17 protein-coding genes and 1 pseudogene are annotated in these 17,476 nt (G+C 60.2%); 9 read left to right on the forward strand and 9 right to left on the reverse strand.

Going from position 1 to position 17,476, the window contains the following annotated elements:
- Nucleotides 1-53 precede the first annotated feature (53 nt).
- Together JFT91_RS16595 and JFT91_RS16600 are read left to right on the forward strand one after the other, a co-directional pair.
- Nucleotides 54-530 carry an Atu1372/SO_1960 family protein gene (locus JFT91_RS16595; RefSeq protein ID WP_201233094.1) on the forward strand — a complete coding sequence of 159 codons (477 nt, stop codon included), beginning with the start codon at nucleotides 54-56 and terminating at the stop codon, nucleotides 528-530.
- Nucleotides 531-545: 15 nt separating this feature from the next.
- Nucleotides 546-1,811, forward strand: a complete 1,266-nt coding sequence (locus JFT91_RS16600; RefSeq protein ID WP_201233095.1) for an MFS transporter — start codon at nucleotides 546-548, stop codon at nucleotides 1,809-1,811.
- 19 nt (nucleotides 1,812-1,830) lie between these two features.
- On the opposite strand, the gene JFT91_RS16605 is transcribed toward JFT91_RS16600, so the two are convergent.
- The 3 genes from JFT91_RS16605 to JFT91_RS16615 all read right to left on the reverse strand — a co-directional run bounded on the left by JFT91_RS16605 (nucleotide 1,831) and on the right by JFT91_RS16615 (nucleotide 3,531).
- Complete coding sequence (locus tag JFT91_RS16605) at nucleotides 1,831-2,499, reverse strand: TetR/AcrR family transcriptional regulator (RefSeq protein ID WP_201233096.1); 669 nt, start codon at nucleotides 2,497-2,499, stop codon at nucleotides 1,831-1,833.
- Nucleotides 2,500-2,587: 88 nt separating this feature from the next.
- Nucleotides 2,588-3,046, reverse strand: coding sequence for a DMT family transporter (locus JFT91_RS16610; RefSeq protein WP_201233098.1), 459 nt, complete (start codon nucleotides 3,044-3,046; stop codon nucleotides 2,588-2,590).
- Complete coding sequence (locus JFT91_RS16615) at nucleotides 3,046-3,531, reverse strand: DMT family transporter (RefSeq protein ID WP_201233100.1); 486 nt, start codon at nucleotides 3,529-3,531, stop codon at nucleotides 3,046-3,048. The genes JFT91_RS16610 and JFT91_RS16615 overlap by 1 nt, the downstream gene beginning before the upstream one ends.
- 113 nt (nucleotides 3,532-3,644) lie before the next feature.
- Between JFT91_RS16615 and JFT91_RS16620 the strand changes: the two genes are divergently transcribed.
- Nucleotides 3,645-4,580 carry a LysR family transcriptional regulator gene (locus tag JFT91_RS16620; RefSeq protein WP_201233102.1) on the forward strand — a complete coding sequence of 312 codons (936 nt, stop codon included), beginning with the start codon at nucleotides 3,645-3,647 and terminating at the stop codon, nucleotides 4,578-4,580.
- Nucleotides 4,581-4,687: 107 nt separating this feature from the next.
- Here JFT91_RS16620 and ctpM read toward each other — a convergent pair whose 3' ends face one another.
- Entirely contained in the window at nucleotides 4,688-6,370 is a 1,683-nt protein-coding gene (gene ctpM / locus JFT91_RS16625) for a methyl-accepting chemotaxis protein CtpM (protein WP_201233104.1), read from the reverse strand.
- Between the two features lie 197 nt (nucleotides 6,371-6,567).
- Nucleotides 6,568-7,884, reverse strand: coding sequence for a Na+/H+ antiporter family protein (locus JFT91_RS16630; protein WP_201233107.1), 1,317 nt, complete (start codon nucleotides 7,882-7,884; stop codon nucleotides 6,568-6,570).
- A 1,552-nt stretch (nucleotides 7,885-9,436) separates the two neighbouring features.
- Between JFT91_RS16630 and JFT91_RS30255 the strand changes: the two are divergent.
- A pseudogene (locus tag JFT91_RS30255) lies at nucleotides 9,437-9,583 on the forward strand (HAMP domain-containing protein); the annotation flags it as partial.
- A 102-nt stretch (nucleotides 9,584-9,685) separates the two neighbouring features.
- Nucleotides 9,686-10,441, forward strand: a complete 756-nt coding sequence (locus JFT91_RS30260) for a methyl-accepting chemotaxis protein (RefSeq protein WP_371924612.1) — start codon at nucleotides 9,686-9,688, stop codon at nucleotides 10,439-10,441.
- Between the two features lie 112 nt (nucleotides 10,442-10,553).
- Here the strand turns inward: JFT91_RS30260 and JFT91_RS16640 are convergent, their stop codons facing one another.
- From JFT91_RS16640 to JFT91_RS16655, 4 genes are read right to left on the reverse strand one after another with little or no spacing between them, the layout of a single operon-like run.
- Entirely contained in the window at nucleotides 10,554-11,867 is a 1,314-nt protein-coding gene (locus tag JFT91_RS16640) for an ATP-binding protein (RefSeq protein WP_201226502.1), read from the reverse strand.
- Complete coding sequence (locus JFT91_RS16645; protein WP_201233111.1) at nucleotides 11,864-12,532, reverse strand: response regulator transcription factor; 669 nt, start codon at nucleotides 12,530-12,532, stop codon at nucleotides 11,864-11,866. The genes JFT91_RS16640 and JFT91_RS16645 overlap by 4 nt, the downstream gene beginning before the upstream one ends.
- Nucleotides 12,533-12,535: 3 nt before the next feature.
- A complete protein-coding gene (locus tag JFT91_RS16650) occupies nucleotides 12,536-12,847 on the reverse strand; it encodes a PepSY domain-containing protein (protein ID WP_201233113.1) in 312 nt (103 codons plus the stop codon).
- On the reverse strand, nucleotides 12,847-13,155 hold the full coding sequence (locus JFT91_RS16655; protein WP_201233115.1) for a PepSY domain-containing protein: 309 nt from the start codon (nucleotides 13,153-13,155) through the stop codon (nucleotides 12,847-12,849). The genes JFT91_RS16650 and JFT91_RS16655 overlap by 1 nt, the downstream gene beginning before the upstream one ends.
- A 246-nt stretch (nucleotides 13,156-13,401) precedes the next feature.
- On the opposite strand from JFT91_RS16655, the gene JFT91_RS16660 reads away from it, so the two are divergent.
- The 4 genes from JFT91_RS16660 (at nucleotide 13,402) to codB (ending at nucleotide 17,461) form a co-directional block, all read left to right on the forward strand.
- Entirely contained in the window at nucleotides 13,402-14,481 is a 1,080-nt protein-coding gene (locus JFT91_RS16660; RefSeq protein WP_201233117.1) for a patatin-like phospholipase family protein, read from the forward strand.
- A gap of 85 nt (nucleotides 14,482-14,566) precedes the next feature.
- The gene (gene queD, locus JFT91_RS16665) at nucleotides 14,567-14,923 is read left to right on the forward strand and encodes a 6-carboxytetrahydropterin synthase QueD (RefSeq protein ID WP_007915588.1); all 357 of its coding nucleotides are present in this window, start codon (nucleotides 14,567-14,569) and stop codon (nucleotides 14,921-14,923) included.
- A gap of 200 nt (nucleotides 14,924-15,123) precedes the next feature.
- Nucleotides 15,124-15,936, forward strand: coding sequence for an alpha/beta fold hydrolase (locus JFT91_RS16670; RefSeq protein WP_201233118.1), 813 nt, complete (start codon nucleotides 15,124-15,126; stop codon nucleotides 15,934-15,936).
- A gap of 253 nt (nucleotides 15,937-16,189) precedes the next feature.
- Nucleotides 16,190-17,461 carry a cytosine permease gene (codB, locus tag JFT91_RS16675; protein ID WP_201233120.1) on the forward strand — a complete coding sequence of 424 codons (1,272 nt, stop codon included), beginning with the start codon at nucleotides 16,190-16,192 and terminating at the stop codon, nucleotides 17,459-17,461.
- The last annotated feature ends 15 nt before the right edge of the window (nucleotides 17,462-17,476 follow it).

Raw genomic sequence — 17,476 nt, forward strand, 5'->3', positions numbered from 1 at the left:
CGTCCAGGCGCGCGGTTGGCGCGCTTGACAATAAAAAAGCACAGGACCTCACCATGAACACTCTCGACACACCCGAATTGCGTCTGCAAGCCCGCGGCCTGACCTTGCCAAGTCCGGCGCCGGCATTGGGAAATTATGTGCCCTGGAGCATTGTCGGCAATACGCTGATGACCTCCGGCCAGTTTCCCTGGATCGATGGCCAGTTGCAGTACCGCGGGCGTCTGGGCCGCGATCTGGATCTGGAACAGGGTTACGCGGCCTGTCGCCTGGCGGCGTTGAATGCCATTGCCCAACTCAAGGATGCCGTCGGTGAGTTGAGCCGCATTCGCCAGATTTACCGACTCGAAGGCGTGCTCAATGTCGCGGAGGATTTTTACGATCATCCCAAGGCACTGGATGGCGCTTCCGATCTGCTGGTCGATATTTTTGCCGAGCGCGCCCGGCATACACGAATGATCTGGTCCAACCCTGTCATGCCCATGGACGGCTTCTGCCTGGTCTACCTGTTTGCCGAAATAGACACGCAGTAATCGGGAGACGAAACCATGATTCAGGCCAATAAGCTGTTTTTCGCCAGTTGCCTGTCGCTGCTGGTCACTTCAATGATTTTCTCCATCCGCGCAGATGTGCTGCAGTCCATCAGCGCCGACTACCTGCTGTCCAACGCGATGATCGGATTGACGATTTCATCGGTATTCTGGGGTTTCACCCTGGGTATTATTGGCTGCGCACTGATCGTCGATTTCGTGGGCATGAAGTGTCTGCATATTTTGTCGGGCGTGGGCTACTTGCTTGGGATCGCCTTGATTCTTTTGGCGCCGGCCAACAGCAGCGGTCAGCCGATCGACGATATTTTTGCAGCCAGCGGAACCACGGTGCTTTACCTCGGTTTTCTACTCACGGGGATCGCCCAAGGCGTCGTTGAAGGTGTGACCAACCCGCTGGTGGCCACGCTGTTCAAGCGTGACAAGCGACGCATGCTGACAAGGCTGCACGCCTGGTGGCCGATGGGTCTGATTGCTGGCGGTCTGATCGCCTGGGGGCTGGGGCAGCTTGGCCTGTCCTGGCAGGTCAAACTGGCGGTCGTCGGCGTGCCGACCCTCGGTTACCTGATGCTGGTCGTACCCTTGCAGTACCCGAGTACCGAACGGGTAAGTGCAAGCGTATCCAGCCGCGATATGTTCGCCCAGATCAAACGCCCGTTGTTCATCGTGCTGATGCTGCTGATGTGGGTGACGGCGGCCACCGAGTTGGCGCCGGATCAATGGTTCGCCAAGATCATGGTCGACCTCCTCCCGCAATTGGGCAGCAACAGCATCCTGTTACTGGTCTACACCGCAGGCCTGATGTTCATTCTTCGGCAATACGCTTCGGGCTGGATCTTCGCGCGGTATTCGCCGTTTGCCGTGCTGACCTTCAGTGCGGTACTGACGGCGGCAGGTCTACTGGGTCTGGGTTTGTCGGGGCGCAGCGGACTATCGGCCGGCTGGGGTGGCGCTGCCGCACTGTTCTGCGTAACCGCATTCGGGGTGGGTAAAACCTTTTTCTGGCCGACGATGCTAGCGATTACCAGCGAGTTGCTACCCAAGGGTGGAGCTCTGCTGATCAACCTGATGGGCGGCGCGGGCATGCTATCGGTGATGGTGGCTGTGCCGACCATCGGTACGCTGATGGACCATTACGACACGGCCAGTGCCTTGTTGGTGGTGGCGTTGCTGCCAGGTTTACTGGTCTTCGCCTTTGCCGGTTTGTGGCTGGTCTTCAGTCGGCGAGGAGGCTACCGCCCGCACTTGCTCGAAACACCGCACTGAGCAGTTCCGCGTCCGCCGGTCATTGCTCCGCGAGCGTTGGATCGCAATGCAGGGCACCGTCCAGAAAAGTATTCACCCGGTGGGTAATCAGCTCGGTCAGATTCTCCGGGACGGCCATCTGATAGACCCACTTGCGTACCCCGAGGTAGAAGAAGCTGCTGTGGAACCCCCACAGCACTTCGATCTCGAGTGCCAGTTCATGTTCAGTCGGTGGCACGGCGAGTCGCCTCTGGTGACGCAATTCTTCATTGATCACCAGAAAGATATTCTCATGCAGGCGCTTGAGGTAGCGCTGGTTCAGCGCTGGATCCTGCAAGCCGGCATACAAGAAAATACGCACCCATTCATTGTTCAAAATGGTGCGGGTGTAGCCGATGAAATAATCAATTAAACGTTCCCTGAGCGGGATTGTGCGATCTTTGAGTCGAGGCTCCAGATCAGGATCCCAGCGGTTCATGAACACCTGCTGGTATACCTGTTCAATCAAAAGCTGTTTGCTCGGGAAGTAGCGATAGAGCAAGGGCTGAGTGACCTGCAACCCCTGGGCAAGCTCCCGTGTCGTCAAGGCGAAACCTTTCTGGGCGAACAGGGTAATGGCCCGTTCGACCATTTGCTGCTGACGATCCTCCGCCGTGAGGTTCTTGCGACCGGCCATTGGCGCTTTGTGGGTATCGCTGATTTTTGCCATTGTCGACCTGTGCAATAACGGGTGTAGTAAGCGTGAAGCCATCATACGCGTTGGCGCCAGCACAGTGGAATTGTGGGCGCCACCTCGCTCAAACGTCCTGCCGCACACTACTGCGATACATAAACACCAAAGCCAACCCCAAACACACCATCGCCAAAACCCGACTCGAAGAAAGCTCGATAGCCGGATTCCCCAACCAGCCAAAATTATCAATCAGCATCCCCATCCCCAGTTGCCCGACAATCACCGCAACCGTCGCCACCGCCGTGCCGATCCGTGGCACTGCGCCAACCATCACGATCATGTAGACCACACCGAACAACGCGCCACTGAGTTGCCATTTCGGCACGTCGAGCAAACTCACCGCGTGCGCTGGTTCGAAAAAAACAATCAGCAACCCGGTAACCAACGCGCCCACGGCAAACGTCAGCAAACTGCTGCGCAATACCCCTACTGTTTCACCCAGACGTCCATTGATCGCAGCCTGAACACTCAACACCGCGCCTGCCGCGACCACCACTGCCAACAAAATAATCAGATTCATCATCAACCCCGAGCAATCAAGACAAGTGCCGCAACAATCAGCAGCAGCGCCAGCCAGCGCTCCCCGTTGACCTTTTTACGCGCCGCGCCGAACCAGCCGAAGTGATCGATCAACACACTCTTGCCAACCTGGCCGGAGAGAATCGCGATCATGGTCATGGCGATACCGATGTGCGGGGTCGCCAGCGTCAGCACCACCACGTAGATCGGCCCGAGAACACCACCGATCAACTGCCAGCGCGGCAATGTGTTCAACGCTGGCCCTGGTTGAGGACCGCTGAACAACAGCAGCAAAAACAGAATCGCCGAACCCACACCGAAAATGCTCAACGTCGCCCACAGATGCCCGACCTGCTCACCCAACGGCCCGAGCAACCCCGCCTCTATCGACAAGCCCATGCCCGCCAGAATCACCAACGGCAGCAACAACAAGCGCAACCCGGACTTGGCCACCGGCGGCGTTACATCTACTTCATCCAACGTCTGCATAAACAACCTTTCAGCCCAATAAACGATGGCGCGAATTATCGGCTGGCGCCGCTTTGCGATAAATGGGAGCATCCGGACAACACTTTTGCGCAAAACGCACAGCAGGATTCAGCATGCACGGGCTTAACGAACTCGGATTCAAGGCGCTACGGCTGTTTGTCGCAGTGCTCGACCACGGCAGTTTTTCCGAAGTTGCCCGTCGCGAAGGCGTAGCGCCCTCGTCGATTTCCCGGCAGATCCAGTTGATGGAACAGGCGCTGAACCAGCAATTGCTCTATCGCCACACCCGCGCCGTGACGCCGACCGAGGCCGGGCGCATGCTCGGTTACCATGCGCGATTGCTACTGGTGCAATTGGAAGAGGCTGAGCAAGCGTTACAGGAACAACAAAGCGAACCCACCGGCCTGGTGCGCATCAACGCCCCGGTGGTGTTCGGTCAACGGCATCTGACGCCGTGGCTCGGCGAGTTGTGCGCGCGTTACCCGAAGCTGCAACTGGATATCCAGCAGACCGACCACTACGTCGACCCGCTACAGGAAGGCGCCGATCTGCTGTTTCGCATCGGCCCGCTGCACGATTCGAGCATGCAGGCGCGGATTCTGGCGCCGCACCGCTTTCAGGTCGCGGCCAGCCCGGCGTATCTCAAGCGCCACGGCACACCGCAACAGCCTGAGGATCTGGCGCTACACCAATGCCTCGCCTACAAAGGTGCAACCGGCCAGCAGCGCTGGTTTTTCCGCCGCGATGGCGAGGACTGGACGCCCTACTCGGTCAAAGGCCCGATCACCGGCAACCACGCCGACACCCTGACGCAAGCCGCCGTGCAAGGCCTGGGGTTGGTGATGTTTCCGTCGTGGTTGATTGGCGAAGCGGTGCGCGAAGGCACGCTGGTGCCGGTGTTGAGGGAGTATCAGGTGTCGAACAGCCTGGAGCCGCAGCAGATTGCGGTGCTGTGGCCCGGGAGTCGGCGGCTGTCGGTGAAGGTGCGCACGGTGATCGACTTCTTCATCGAATGCTTCGGCGAAATTCCCTACTGGGACAGACCGTAACGCAAACCCTGTAGGAGCTGCCGAAGGCTGCGATCTTTTGATCTTGCTGTTTAAAAGATCAAAAGATCGCAGCCTTCGGCAGCTCCTACACAGGGTTGCGGAAAACTCTAGATTCGGAACTGGCCTACGAGTTTGCCCAGACGCTGGCCAAGATCGGCCAGACTGCGCGAGGTCTGCGCGCCCAACTGCGTTTCATCGGCGACGTTATCCACCGCCACCGCGATCTGATGCACGCTGCGGTTGATCTCCTCGGCCACGGCGGTCTGCTCTTCCGCCGCACTGGCAATCTGCGCGTTCATCGAATTGATCGTCGCAATCAGTGACGCCATCGCATCCAGCGAAGCCCCAGCCTGATTGGCCTGCTGAGAAGTGCCATCGCCCGCCTCGCTGGACCGACGCATCGCCTCGACCGCCGACTGCGTGCCCGCCTGCAAGCGATCGATCATCCCCTGAATTTCCTGAGTGCTGATCTGCGTACGACTGGCCAGCGCCCGCACCTCATCGGCCACCACCGCAAAACCGCGCCCGGCCTCCCCGGCCCGCGCCGCCTCAATCGCTGCGTTCAGCGCCAACAGGTTGGTCTGCTCGGCAATCGACCGAATCACCCCGAGCACGCCGACAATCGACGAAACGTCCTGCTGCAAGCTGTCGAGGGACACACCGCTGCTGCGGATGTCATCGACCAATGCATGAATCTGTTTGATGCTGCCAGCGACCACGCGCTTGGCACTCTGGCCTTCTTCATCAGTCTGCTGGGCGGCGACGGCGGCGTTCTGTGCGCTCTTGGCAACTTCTTGCGCGGCGGCGGACATTTCGTTGATCGCCGTGGCCACCTGATCGGTTTCGTGGCGCTGACGCTCCATCGCCTGATCCGAACGCTGGGCCTGATCGGACACTTGCGTGACCAGCCCGGTCAACTGCGTGGTCATCTCGGTGATCTGCCGCACCAGGCCATGAATCTTGTCGACGAAGCGGTTGAACGAGCCGGCCAGTTCGCCGAGTTCGTCCTGGCTGGTGATGTTCAAGCGGCGGGTCAGGTCGCCCTCGCCTGCGGCGATATCGTCGAGGTTGGCTTTCATCAGGGTCAGCGGACGCAAAATGGTATTGGCCAGCAGCATCCCCGCTGCCGCGATCACCAACAGCACCACCACGGCCACGCCGACGATGCTGAGGATCACGCCTTCCATGCGCTCTTGAACCTGGGTCTGGACCAGCGCCACTTGCGCTTCGATGCCGTCGAGATTGACCGAAGTACCGACCGCCATGTCCCACTTCGCCAGGTATTCGGTGTAACCCAGTTTCGGCACCAGCACCTGCGCGTTGCCTGGCAGCGGCGAGCTGTATTGCAGATAGTGAGTGCCGTCCTTCGCCACCTTCACCAGCCCCTGGTTGACGTAGACGCCGTTCGGGTCGCGGTTGTCCTTGAAGCTTTTGCCCACGCCTTCGGGGTCGTTGGCCTTGAACAGGCGCACGGTCTCGGAGTCGTAACCGAAGAAGTAGCCGTCCTTGCCGTAACGAATGCCCGAGAGCAGTTTGATCGCCTGCGCCCGCGCGGCGTCATCGCCTGGGGCGGCTGCGTCATATAGCGGTTTGATCGTGGTCATGGCCACGGCGACGTAACTTTGCAGGGTGGCCTTGGCGTCGGCCAGCAGCCGTTCGCGGGTCTGCTCGACCTCTTTGTGTGCCTGTTCCTGCAGGATGAACAGCGTGGTCAGGCTGATGACCAGCGCAAAGAGCAATACCGGGAGAACGGCGAGGGACAGGACTTTAGCCTTGAGGCTCAGGCGCATTTCGGGGGCTCACTCTTTTGGTTTTATTGGCGTGGTTAAAGGCTTTAACGGCACGCCCAAGCAAAAGTTGAGGTTCGGGTTCACTCCGCCCCCTGTAGGAGTGAGCCTGCTCGCGATAGCGGTGTAACAGACGCCGGATGTGTCGGCTGATCTAACGCTATCGCGAGCAGGCTAACTCCTACAGATGATTTGTGGTGTTAGAGGACCATGGCGGCCACCCAGCCGAACGCCAGCAGTGGCAGGTTGTAATGCAGGAACGTTGGCACCACGGTGTCCCAGATGTGGTGATGCTGGCCATCGATATTCAGGCCGGACGTCGGGCCCAGCGTCGAATCCGACGCTGGCGAACCGGCGTCACCCAACGCACCGGCCGTGCCGACAATGCACACAATCGCCAACGGGCTGAAGCCCAGTTGCACGCACAGCGGGACGAAAATCGCCGCCAGAATCGGCACGGTGGAAAACGACGAACCGATGCCCATGGTCACCAATAGCCCGACCAGCAACATCAACAGCGCGCCAATGCCCTTGCTGTGATTGATCCACGACGCCGAGGACTCAACCAGCGTCTGCACTTCCCCGGTGGCCTTCATCACTTCGGCAAAACCGGAGGCGGCGATCATGATGAAACCGATCATCGCCATCATTTTCATGCCTTCGGTGAACAGATCATCGGTCTCGCGCCACTTGACGATGCCGGACACCGAAAAGATCAGAAAGCCCACCAGCGCACCGATAATCATCGAGTCCAGCAACAGTTGCACGATGAACGCCGAGGCAATCGCCACACCGGCAATCATCAGGCTCAGCGGGTTGTATTGCACCGCGACCTGCTCGACCTGCTCGATTTTCGCCAGGTCATAGACACGCTTCTTGCGGTAGCTGATGAACGCCGTTGCCAGGCCGAAGACCATGCCCAACGCCGGAATGCCCATGGCGTGAGTGACATTGATACCGCTGATGTCGACGCCGCTGCGCGCAACGTTGGCCAAGAGGATTTCATTGAGGAAAATATTGCCGAAGCCGACCGGCAGGAACATGTACGGGGTGATCAGGCCGAAAGTCATGACGCAGGCAATCAGCCGGCGGTCGAGTTGCAGCTTGGTCAGTACATATAGAAGTGGCGGTACCAGCAGCGGAATGAACGCGATATGGATCGGCAGGATGTTCTGCGAAGCAATCGCCACCACCCACAACAGACCGATCAGCAGCCATTTGACACTGCCGCCGCCCGTCGCATGTTGCCGGTCGACCATCGCCAATGCCTTGTCGGCCAACGCATGAGCCAGGCCGGATTTGGCAATCGCCACGGCGAAAGCGCCGAGCAGCGCGTAGGACAACGCCACCGTCGCGCCGCCACCCAGGCCGCTGTTGAACGCCTTGAGCGTGGCATCGATGCCCAGACCACCGGTCAGGCCGCCGACCAGCGCGCCGACGATCAAGGCGATCACCACATGCACGCGGGACAGGCTGAGAATCAGCATGACGCCGACTGCTGCAATGACTGCATTCATTTCACTACCTCAAAAACACTGCGGTGGAAAAATCACCGCCAGACAGGATGAGTCCGCCAACGGAGTACCGGCGGATTTGCAAAGAGGGTCTTATTAGAAGGGCGCGCACTGTGCCGCAGAGTGGCGCCGGTGTCAAAACAACTGCCCACCATCCAGGGCCAGGCACAATCTCTGTGGCGAGGGGATTTATCCCCGTTGGGTGGCGAAGCCGCCCCATGCGATCTTCCAGATGAAATGCATTAACAGGATTTGCGACTGCTGCGCAGCCGAACGGGGATAAATCCCCTCGCCACAGGTCTGCAGCCACAACATGCGGCAATTCGCCATATTGTGTTTCCAGCATAAAGAAAGCCGAAACGCGGCCGTTACAGTGCAAAGTCTCAGATATTTATCGAATAAGGACGTCTCCATGTCGCTCAGACAACTTTCCATCCAATGGAAAATCACCCTGCTCGCCGGCCTCTGCCTGGCCGGTATCGTGACCCTGTTGGTGGGTCTTTCGCTGTATCGCATGGAGCACAGTTCCGAGCTGGTGAAGGCCTCCAGCATGGAGATGCTCACCGAATCGGCCCAGGCGCGCATCGAATCTCAAGGTGAAGTGCAGGCCGCCGGCATTCGCCAGCAGTTCATGGACGCCTATCAATACGGCCATGGCTTCTCGCGCCAGGTACTGTTCCTCCGCGAGCAGGCTGAAAAGCGCTTCCTCGACGCCTTCGACCTGCGCGAAGACATGACCCGTCAGGTCAAATCCGCCCTGCAAGCCAACCCGGATCTGCTCGGTCTGTCGCTGGTGTTCGAAGCCAACGCACTGGACGGCAAGGACGAACTGTTCGCCGGCCAAGCTGAACTGGGCAGCAACGACAAGGGCCGTTTCGCCCTGTACTGGTCGCAACCGACCCCGGGCAAAGTCACCTCGATGGCGCTGCCGGAAAGCGACATGGCCGACACCAGCACCGGCCCCAGCGGCCAAGCCGCCAACGCCTGGTTCACTTGCCCGCGCACCACGCTCAAACCCTGCGTGATCGAACCGTACTTCTATGTGATAGACGGCCAGAACGTGCTGATGACCAGCATCGTTTTCCCGCTGATAGTCAACGGCAAAGTCATCGCCTCGCTGTCGGTCGACATCAACCTCAACAGCCTGCAAGCCATCAGCCAGGGCGCGAGCAAAAAGCTCTATGACGGCCAGACCGCCGTGAGCATCATCAGCCCCGTCGGCCTGCTCGCCGGTTACAGCCCGGATGCCAGCAAACTCAGCCAGCGTCTGGATGCCGTGGACAAGACCAGCGGCAGCGAACTGCTGCGCATGCTGGCGGCAAGCAGCACTGTCAGCAGCCTGCACAGCAATGGCCAGTTGAAAGTGCTGTCGCCGTTCCAGCCGATTCCCGGTGGCCCGGCGTGGGCCGTGCTGCTGGATGTGCCGGAGAAAGTCCTGGTGGCGCGCGCCGAAGCGCTCAAGCAGCAACTGGATGCGAGCAACAACTCTGGCACGCTGATCGAGCTGAGCCTCGGCGTCCTGGCCGCGCTGATCGGCCTGCTGCTGGTGTGGCTGATGGCGCGCAGTGTGACCAAACCGATTCTCGGCGTGGCGCACATGCTCGAAGACATCGCCAGCGGCGAAGGTGATCTGACCCGTCGCCTGGCTTACGACAAAAAGGACGAACTCGGCCAGTTGGCCGGCTGGTTCAACCGCTTCCTCGACAAGTTGCAGCCGATCATTGCCGACGTCAAACGCTCGGTGCAGGACGCACGCAATACGGCGGATCAGTCCTCGGCGATCGCCACGCAGACCAGCGCCGGCATGGAGCAGCAATACCGTCAGGTCGATCAAGTCGCGACCGCCTCTCACGAAATGAGCGCCACCGCACAGGACGTTGCACGCAGTGCCGCCCAGGCAGCCGAAGCCGCCAAGGACGCCGATCGCGCCACCCGTCAGGGCCTGACCGTGATCGACCGCACCACCGCGAGCATCGACACTCTGGCTGCCGACATGAGCGCGGCCATGGTGCAAGTCGAAGGCCTGGCCGCCAACAGCGAGAAAATCGGCACGGTGCTGGAAACCATCCGCGCCATCGCCGAACAGACCAACCTGCTGGCGCTCAACGCGGCGATCGAAGCCGCCCGTGCCGGTGAAGCCGGACGCGGTTTTGCCGTCGTCGCCGATGAGGTGCGCAACCTCGCCCGCCGCACGCAAGAGTCGGTGGAAGAAACCCGTCAGGTGATCGAGCAATTGCAGAGCGGCACGCAGGACGTGGTCGGCTCGATGAACAACAGCCATCGCCAGGCACAAGGCAGTGTCGAACAGGTTGGCCAAGCGGTGACGGCACTGCGGCAGATCGGCGACGCGGTGACGGTGATCAGCGACATGAACCTGCAGATTGCCAGCGCGGCTGAAGAACAAAGCGCGGTGGCAGAAGAGATCAACAACAACGTGGCGACGATTCGTGATGTGACGGAGTCGTTGTCCGGGCAGGCGAATGAATCGGCGCGGGTGAGCCAGTCGCTCAATAGCCTGGCGAATCAGCAGCAGAGCCTGATGGATCAGTTCCGCGTCTGACCTGAAACCTGTAGGAGCTGCCGAAGGCTGCGATCTTTTGATCTTGCTGTTTAAAACATCAAAAGATCGCAGCCTGCGGCAGCTCCTACATAGGTTTGTGCGAGGTTCGGGATCAGCGTTTAGGCAGCTCGATCACCACCTTCAACCCGCCCCACTCACTCTCGCCCAGCACCAGCAACCCGCCCCACGTGTCGACGATGTCGCGCACAATCCCCAGTCCAAGGCCATGCCCGTGAGTCTGTTCATCCAGCCGCGTTCCCCGGCTGAACACCTGAGCGCGTTGTTCCTCGGGAATCCCCGGGCCGTCATCTTCCACGCTCAGGGCAAAACCGTCCGTACGCTCAATCACACTCAAACGCACCTCGGCATCGGCCCATTTGCAGGCGTTGTCCAGCAGGTTGCCCAAAAGCTCCAGCAAATCCTCACGATCCCACGGCAATTGCAGCCCTGCCGGCGCGACGTAACTCAACGCCAGGTGTTCGCCATGAATCATGTTCAGCGTCGCCAGCAATCCCGGCAGTTCGGCATCGCAATCAAACAGCGCACCCGGCAGCGCATCACCGGACAGCCGCGCTCGATTCAGCTCGCGATTGAGCCGTTGCTGCACCTGGTCCAGTTGTTCCTTGAGGATCTTGCGCAGCTCGGGATGAGCGTCGAGTTTTTCACTGGACGCCAGGCTCAGCAGCACCGCCAACGGCGTTTTCAACGCATGCCCGAGATTGCCCAGCGCATTGCGCGAACGCTTGAGGCTGTCTTCGGTGTGCGCGAGCAAATGGTTGATCTGCGCCACCAACGGCTCCAGCTCCACCGGCACCTGCTCGTCCAGTTGCGAGCGCTGGCCTTGCTGCAATTGCGCAATCTGCTCGCGGGCCTTTTCCAGCGGTTTCAACGCGCGACGCACGGTGAGACGTTGCAACAACAGGATCAGCAGCAACCCGCCCAGACCGAGGCCCAAACCGATCTGGCGCATGCGCTGAAAGCTCTCGCGCACGGGCGTGTAGTCCTGCGCGACGCTGATTGAAATCGACTGCCCGAGGCGCCGATAGTCCGAACGCAGCACCAGCAATTGCTGCCCGTCCGGGCCCAATTGCAGATTGCTGTGCAAACCGGCCTGTTCCAGCAGCGGCAGATCCTGATCCCACAGCGATCGGGAGCGCCAGTGACTGTCGGCAAAATCGATGCGGAAATAATGCCCGGAAAACGGCCGCTGGTAGGCTGGCGACAAATGCCGCTCATCCAGCTGCAAACCTTGCGGGCCACGTACCAGGGCCACCAGCAGGCTTTCGCTGTCGTTGCGCAGACCGGCTTCGAGATAGCGCTGCAAACCGACTTCAAACAACCACAGGCTGGTTTGCGCCAGCACCAGGCCGACGATCACCATCACGCTGATCAATCCCAGGCTCAAGCGGCGCTGGATCGACCTCACGAAGCCTGCCCGCCGAACAGGTAGCCCTGGCCGCGACGGGTTTCGATCACGCTTTTGCCGAGCTTGCGCCGCAGGTGATTGACGTGGACTTCGAGGACGTTGGAGTCACGCTCGGTCTCACCGTCGTAGAGGTGTTCGGCGAGGTGGCTCTTCGAGAGGATCTGCTCCGGGTGCAGCATGAAATAGCGCAGCAGACGGAATTCAGCGGCGGTCAGCTGAATGTCGGCGCCGTCGCGAACCACGCACTGGCGACCTTCGTCCAGATGCAGGCCAGCGGCCTTCAACGTCGATTGATTGGCCTGCCCCTTGGAGCGGCGCAACAACGACTGGATACGCAAGTACAGCTCTTCGGGATGAAACGGCTTGGTCAAGTAATCGTCGGCGCCGGCCTTCAGACCTTCGATGCGCTCGGCCCATGAATCACGCGCCGTCAGGATCAACACCGGGATCGCCAAACCGTCGGCACGCCACTGTGCCAGCACGTCGAGCCCCGGCACGCCGGGCAGTCCGAGGTCGAGAATGATCAGGTCATAGGGCTCGCTGCTGCCCTGATACAGCGCATCACGGCCGTCTGCCAGCCAATCGACCGCATAGCCTTGGCGTTGCAGGCCGGCGAGCAATTCGTCGGCCAGCGGTACGTGGTCTTCCACCAATAGCAAACGCATCGGTCAATCTTCCTTGTCTTTCACAAGTTCGCCGGTATCGGCCTTCAGATGCAGCTCGCGGGCCACGCCCTCGGCAGTCAGCAACTCGACTTCATAAATGTAGACGTCGTGCTTTTCTTCCAGCTCGACCTCAAGCAGTTTCGCGCCGGGATAACGATCCATCGCCTGCTGCAGCACTTGCTCCAGCGGCAGGATCACGCCCTGCTTGCGCAGATTCAGCGCTTCGTCCGGACCGAGGTCGCGGGCCATCGCCGTCGAGCAAAACATCACCAGCGCCAACGCCGTGCGGCGAGTGGCGCGAACATTAACCTTCATTACGTATCCTGATGATCCTTGAGAACCTGCCCAGTCACCGCGTCTAATTCCAGATCCCATTCCTGCCCCTGCGGATCACGCATTTCGATTTGGTAGATGTACTTGCCGTACTGCTCTTCCAGCTCGGTGTCGGTGATCGTCGAACCCGGATGTTTGGCCAACGCGGTTGCGTTGAGCTTCTCGAAGGAGACGATAGTACCAGCGTCGCGCAGGCGCAGCGCTTCATCGGGGCCCAGATCGCGAGCGTGAGCGAGGCTGGCGGTGAGGCCGAGGATCGAGGCGAGTGACAGGGCAGTCAGGGTTTTCATGGGTGTCTCCGTATTTTTTATGTGTTGCTTACGGCCGGCACCTTAGCGATTTGAACTTAACTGAAACTGAATTGCCATCATGCTCAGTCCACACCAATCCCTTTGTAGGAGCAGAGCTTGCTCGCGAAGGCGGTGGGTCAGACACATCGTCACTCAATGACACACCGCCTTCGCGAGCAAGCTCTGCTCCTACAAATTTTGCAACATGTGCTTATAATTGTTCGCTTGCTAACGATCGAGACCGGTATGACCGCCATCCACATCAAGTTTCCCGCCCTTACTCTCAAGGCCGGCCCACGGGCCATGGCGCGGATTCGCGCCCAAGGCCTGAACGCCGCTGACGTCGGCACGCTGCCCGGCGCGGCCGGTGGGCCGAAGGCATTGGGGATTCAGGGACTGGATCTGGCGTTGTTCGGCGAATGGCTCCCGGCGGCGCCGCGCGAGCGTTCGCTGATCGGTGCATCGGTGGGCTCCTGGCGCTTCGCCAGCGCCTGCCTGCCTGATGCCGCCGCAGGCATTCGCCGCCTCGGCGAGCTCTACGCCGAGCAGAATTTCAACAAAGGCGTGACCATGGCCGAGATCAGTCAAAGCTCGCAGCGCATGCTCAATGATCTGCTCGACGGCCGTGACGAAAGCATCCTCAACAACGCCGATTACCGCTTGAACATCATGGTGGTGAAAAGTCAGGGGCGCTTGGCCGACGATCATCGCGGCCGTCTCGGGCTGGCGCTGGGTTCGGTGATTGCCGACAACCTGCGCGGTCGCGCACGGCTGTCGCGACACTTCGAACGGTTGATCATCCACGATCCGCGCCTTGCGCCGCCGGTCAATGCGCTGAACGATTTCCCGTCGCGTTTCGTCGCCCTCAACGCCGGCAACCTGCGCCAGGCATTACTGGCCTCGGGTTCGATCCCGATGGTCATGGAGGGTGTACGCGACCTGCCCGGCGCTGGTGCCGGCACCTTCCGTGACGGCGGCCTGCTCGACTATCACCTCGACCTGCCCTACAGCGGCGACGGCATTGTGTTGTATCCGCACTTCACCGATCGGGTGATTCCAGGCTGGTTCGACAAGACCCTGCCGTGGCGCCGCGCCTCGACCGAACGCCTGCAAGACGTGTTGCTGCTCGCACCGTCCAAGGAATATCTGGCGCGCCTGCCTTACGGCAAACTGCCCGATCGTAACGACTTCAAACGCTTCATGGGCGATGCGCCAAGCCGGCAGAAATACTGGCATGCGGCGATGGACGAGAGCCGCCGGCTGGGCGACGAGTTTCTGGAGCTGGCCACCAATGGTCGCCTCGCCGAGCGCTTGCTGACCCTTTAGTCAGCACGGCCAATTACAAGCTGGTAAACTCGCCGCCTGCCCGAATCGCTGCGGCGAACGCCATCTGAACAGAGCCGAAAATACTGTGGAAATCTTCAAGGAATTTACTTTCGAATCCGCCCACCGCTTGCCGCACGTCCCGGACGGCCACAAGTGCGGGCGTCTGCACGGTCACTCGTTCAAAGTGGCGCTTCACCTGAGCGGCGACCTCGACCCGCACACTGGCTGGATCCGTGATTTCTCTGAAATCAAAGCGATCTTCAAGCCGCTGTACGAGCGCCTCGATCACAACTACTTGAACGACATTCCCGGCCTGGAAAACCCGACCAGCGAAGTGCTGGCGAAATTCATCTGGAATGAAATGAAGCCGCTGCTGCCGGAACTGAGCGCGATCCGTATTCACGAGACGTGCACCAGCGGTTGCATCTATCGCGGCGAATAATTCAACACCAATCCCCTTGTAGGAGCTGCCGCAGGCTGCGATCTTTTGATCCTGTTTTTTAGAATCAAGATCAAAAGATCGCAGCCTGCGGCAGCTCCTACAGGGATTGGTGTATTTTCAGGGAACATAAGAGAACAGCCTTCACGGCTGTTTTTTTACGCCTATGCTTTTTGGCTCAAACCCGCCAAGAGGACAGGCCCATGACGGACTGGCTGCTGGATCAAGTCTTTGACTTCAATGGCCGTCAGGTGCGTTACGCCGTACACGGCGACGGCCCGCCGCTGGTGTTCGTGCATGGCACGCCGTTTTCGTCGTACGTGTGGCACCGGATCGCACCGCACTTTTTTGCCACACACCGCGTGCATTATTTCGACCTGCTGGGCTACGGGCGCTCCGGGCAGCCTGACGCCGATGTCTCTCTCGGCGTGCAAAACCAACTGTTGGCGCAGCTACTCGATCACTGGAACCTGCAACGCCCGGACGTGGTGGCCCACGATTTCGGCGGCGCCACGGCCCTGCGCACGCACCTGCTCAACGGCAAGGATTACCGCAGCCTGACGCTGATCGACCCCGTCGCACTGACGCCATGGGGCTCACCGTTCGTGCAGCATGTGCGCCAGCATGAAGCGGCGTTCAGTGGCGTGCCTGACTACATCCAGCGCGCCATCGTGCCGACCTACATTCGCGGGGCGATTCACCGGGATATTGCCGATGCGGAACTGGCGCCGTACGTGCAACCGTGGCTGGGCGACCCGGGGCAAGCGGCGTTCTATCGGCAGATCGCGCAGATGGACGAACGCTATACCCGTGAAGCCGAAAATCTGTACCCGGCGATACGCTGCCCGGTGCAGATTCTTTGGGGTGAGGAGGATCTGTGGATTCCCATCGAGCGTGGCCGTGCGTTACATCAGATGATCCCGGGATCACAATTCCACCCAATTCCCAATGCCGGCCACCTCGTCCAGGAAGACGCCCCGGAAGCGATCGTCGCTGCATTGCTGCGCTTTCTCTAAACCAACACCCATCCCCTGTAGGAGCTGCCGAAGGCCCGGGCCGCGATCGGACGATCTTTTGATCTGGTTTTTAAAATCAAAGTCAAAAGATCGCAGCCTTCGGCAGCTCCCACATTGGGCTCGGGTGCATTCAGGTGCACCGCTTTCGCGCCAATCGGCGCGACTGGTCTAACCATAACCCGCGTCATCCGGCATTTGGCACGACCACTGCAACCCTCCCCCGCGTCTCCTCTATTCCAGCAAGGACCGCCCCATGACGCAGAACGATCCCGGCAACGATTACCCCCTCAGCGAAGTCCCCATGCACGCGCGCAAAGGCCTGGCCTCGACGGCGATGGTGCTGCTCGGTTTCACGTTTTTCACCGCAACCATGTTTGCCGGCGGCAAGCTTGGCGTGGCGTTCAGTTTTGGCGAAATGATGGCGGTGATCATCGTCGGCAATTTGCTGCTGGGTCTGTATGCGGCGGCCCTGGGTTACATCGCTTTCAAGAGCGGACTCAACTCGGTGTTGATGGGCCGCTTCTGCTTTGGCGAAGTCGGCAGCAAACTCAGCGACCTGATCCTCGGTTTCACCCAGATCGGCTGGTACGCCTGGGGTACCGCGACGGCAGCCGTAGTGCTCGGCAAATACTTCGATCTGGATGAAGGCACAGTGCTCGGGCTGATGGTGTTGTTCGGGCTGATGTTTTGCGCCACGGCGTACGTCGGTTATCGCGGTCTGGAGATTCTGTCGTACATCGCCGTGCCGGCGATGATGCTGCTGCTAATGCTGTCGATGTGGGTTGCGACGGTGAAGGTCGGTGGCTTCGAAGGTTTGCTCAGCGTTATGCCAACGGCGTCGATGGACTGGTCGACCGCTATCACGCTGGTGTTCGGCACCTTCGTCAGCGGCGCGACGCAAGCGACCAACTGGACGCGATTCTCCCGTTCGGCAAAAGTCGCGGTGCTGGCGAGCCTGATCGGTTTCTTCATCGGCAACGGCCTGATGGTGCTGATCGGTGCGTACGGCGCCATCGTCTATCAACAACCGGACGTGGTTGAAGTGCTGCTGTTGCAGGGCTTTGCCATGGCCGCAATGGCGATGCTGTTGCTGAACATCTGGAGCACCCAGGACAACACCATCTACAACTTCGCCGTCGCCGGTTGCAACCTGCTGCGCACCGGTCGGCGCAAGACCGTGACACTGGCCGGTGCAGTGATCGGCACCCTGCTCGCCTTGCTCGGCATGTACGACATGCTGGTGCCGTACCTGATTTTGCTTGGCACGGTGATTCCGCCGATTGGCGGAGTGATCATGGCGGACTTCTTCTACCGCTGGCGCGGTCATTATCCGCGCCTCGTCGACGCACGGCTGCCGGCGTTCAACTGGCCGGGCCTGGGGGCTTACGCGGTCGGCACCGTCGCCGCGTTCAGCTCGCCGTGGGTCGCGCCGCTGGTAGGGATCGCCGCTGCCGCGCTAACGTATGTCATCGTCACCGGCGCGCTCGGCGCTCGCAGCGCAGCCGCGCCACTACAAGACCTATAAAAAAGGATTCGCCTG

The organism is Pseudomonas sp. TH08 (assembly GCF_016651275.1).
Lineage (GTDB): Bacteria > Pseudomonadota > Gammaproteobacteria > Pseudomonadales > Pseudomonadaceae > Aquipseudomonas.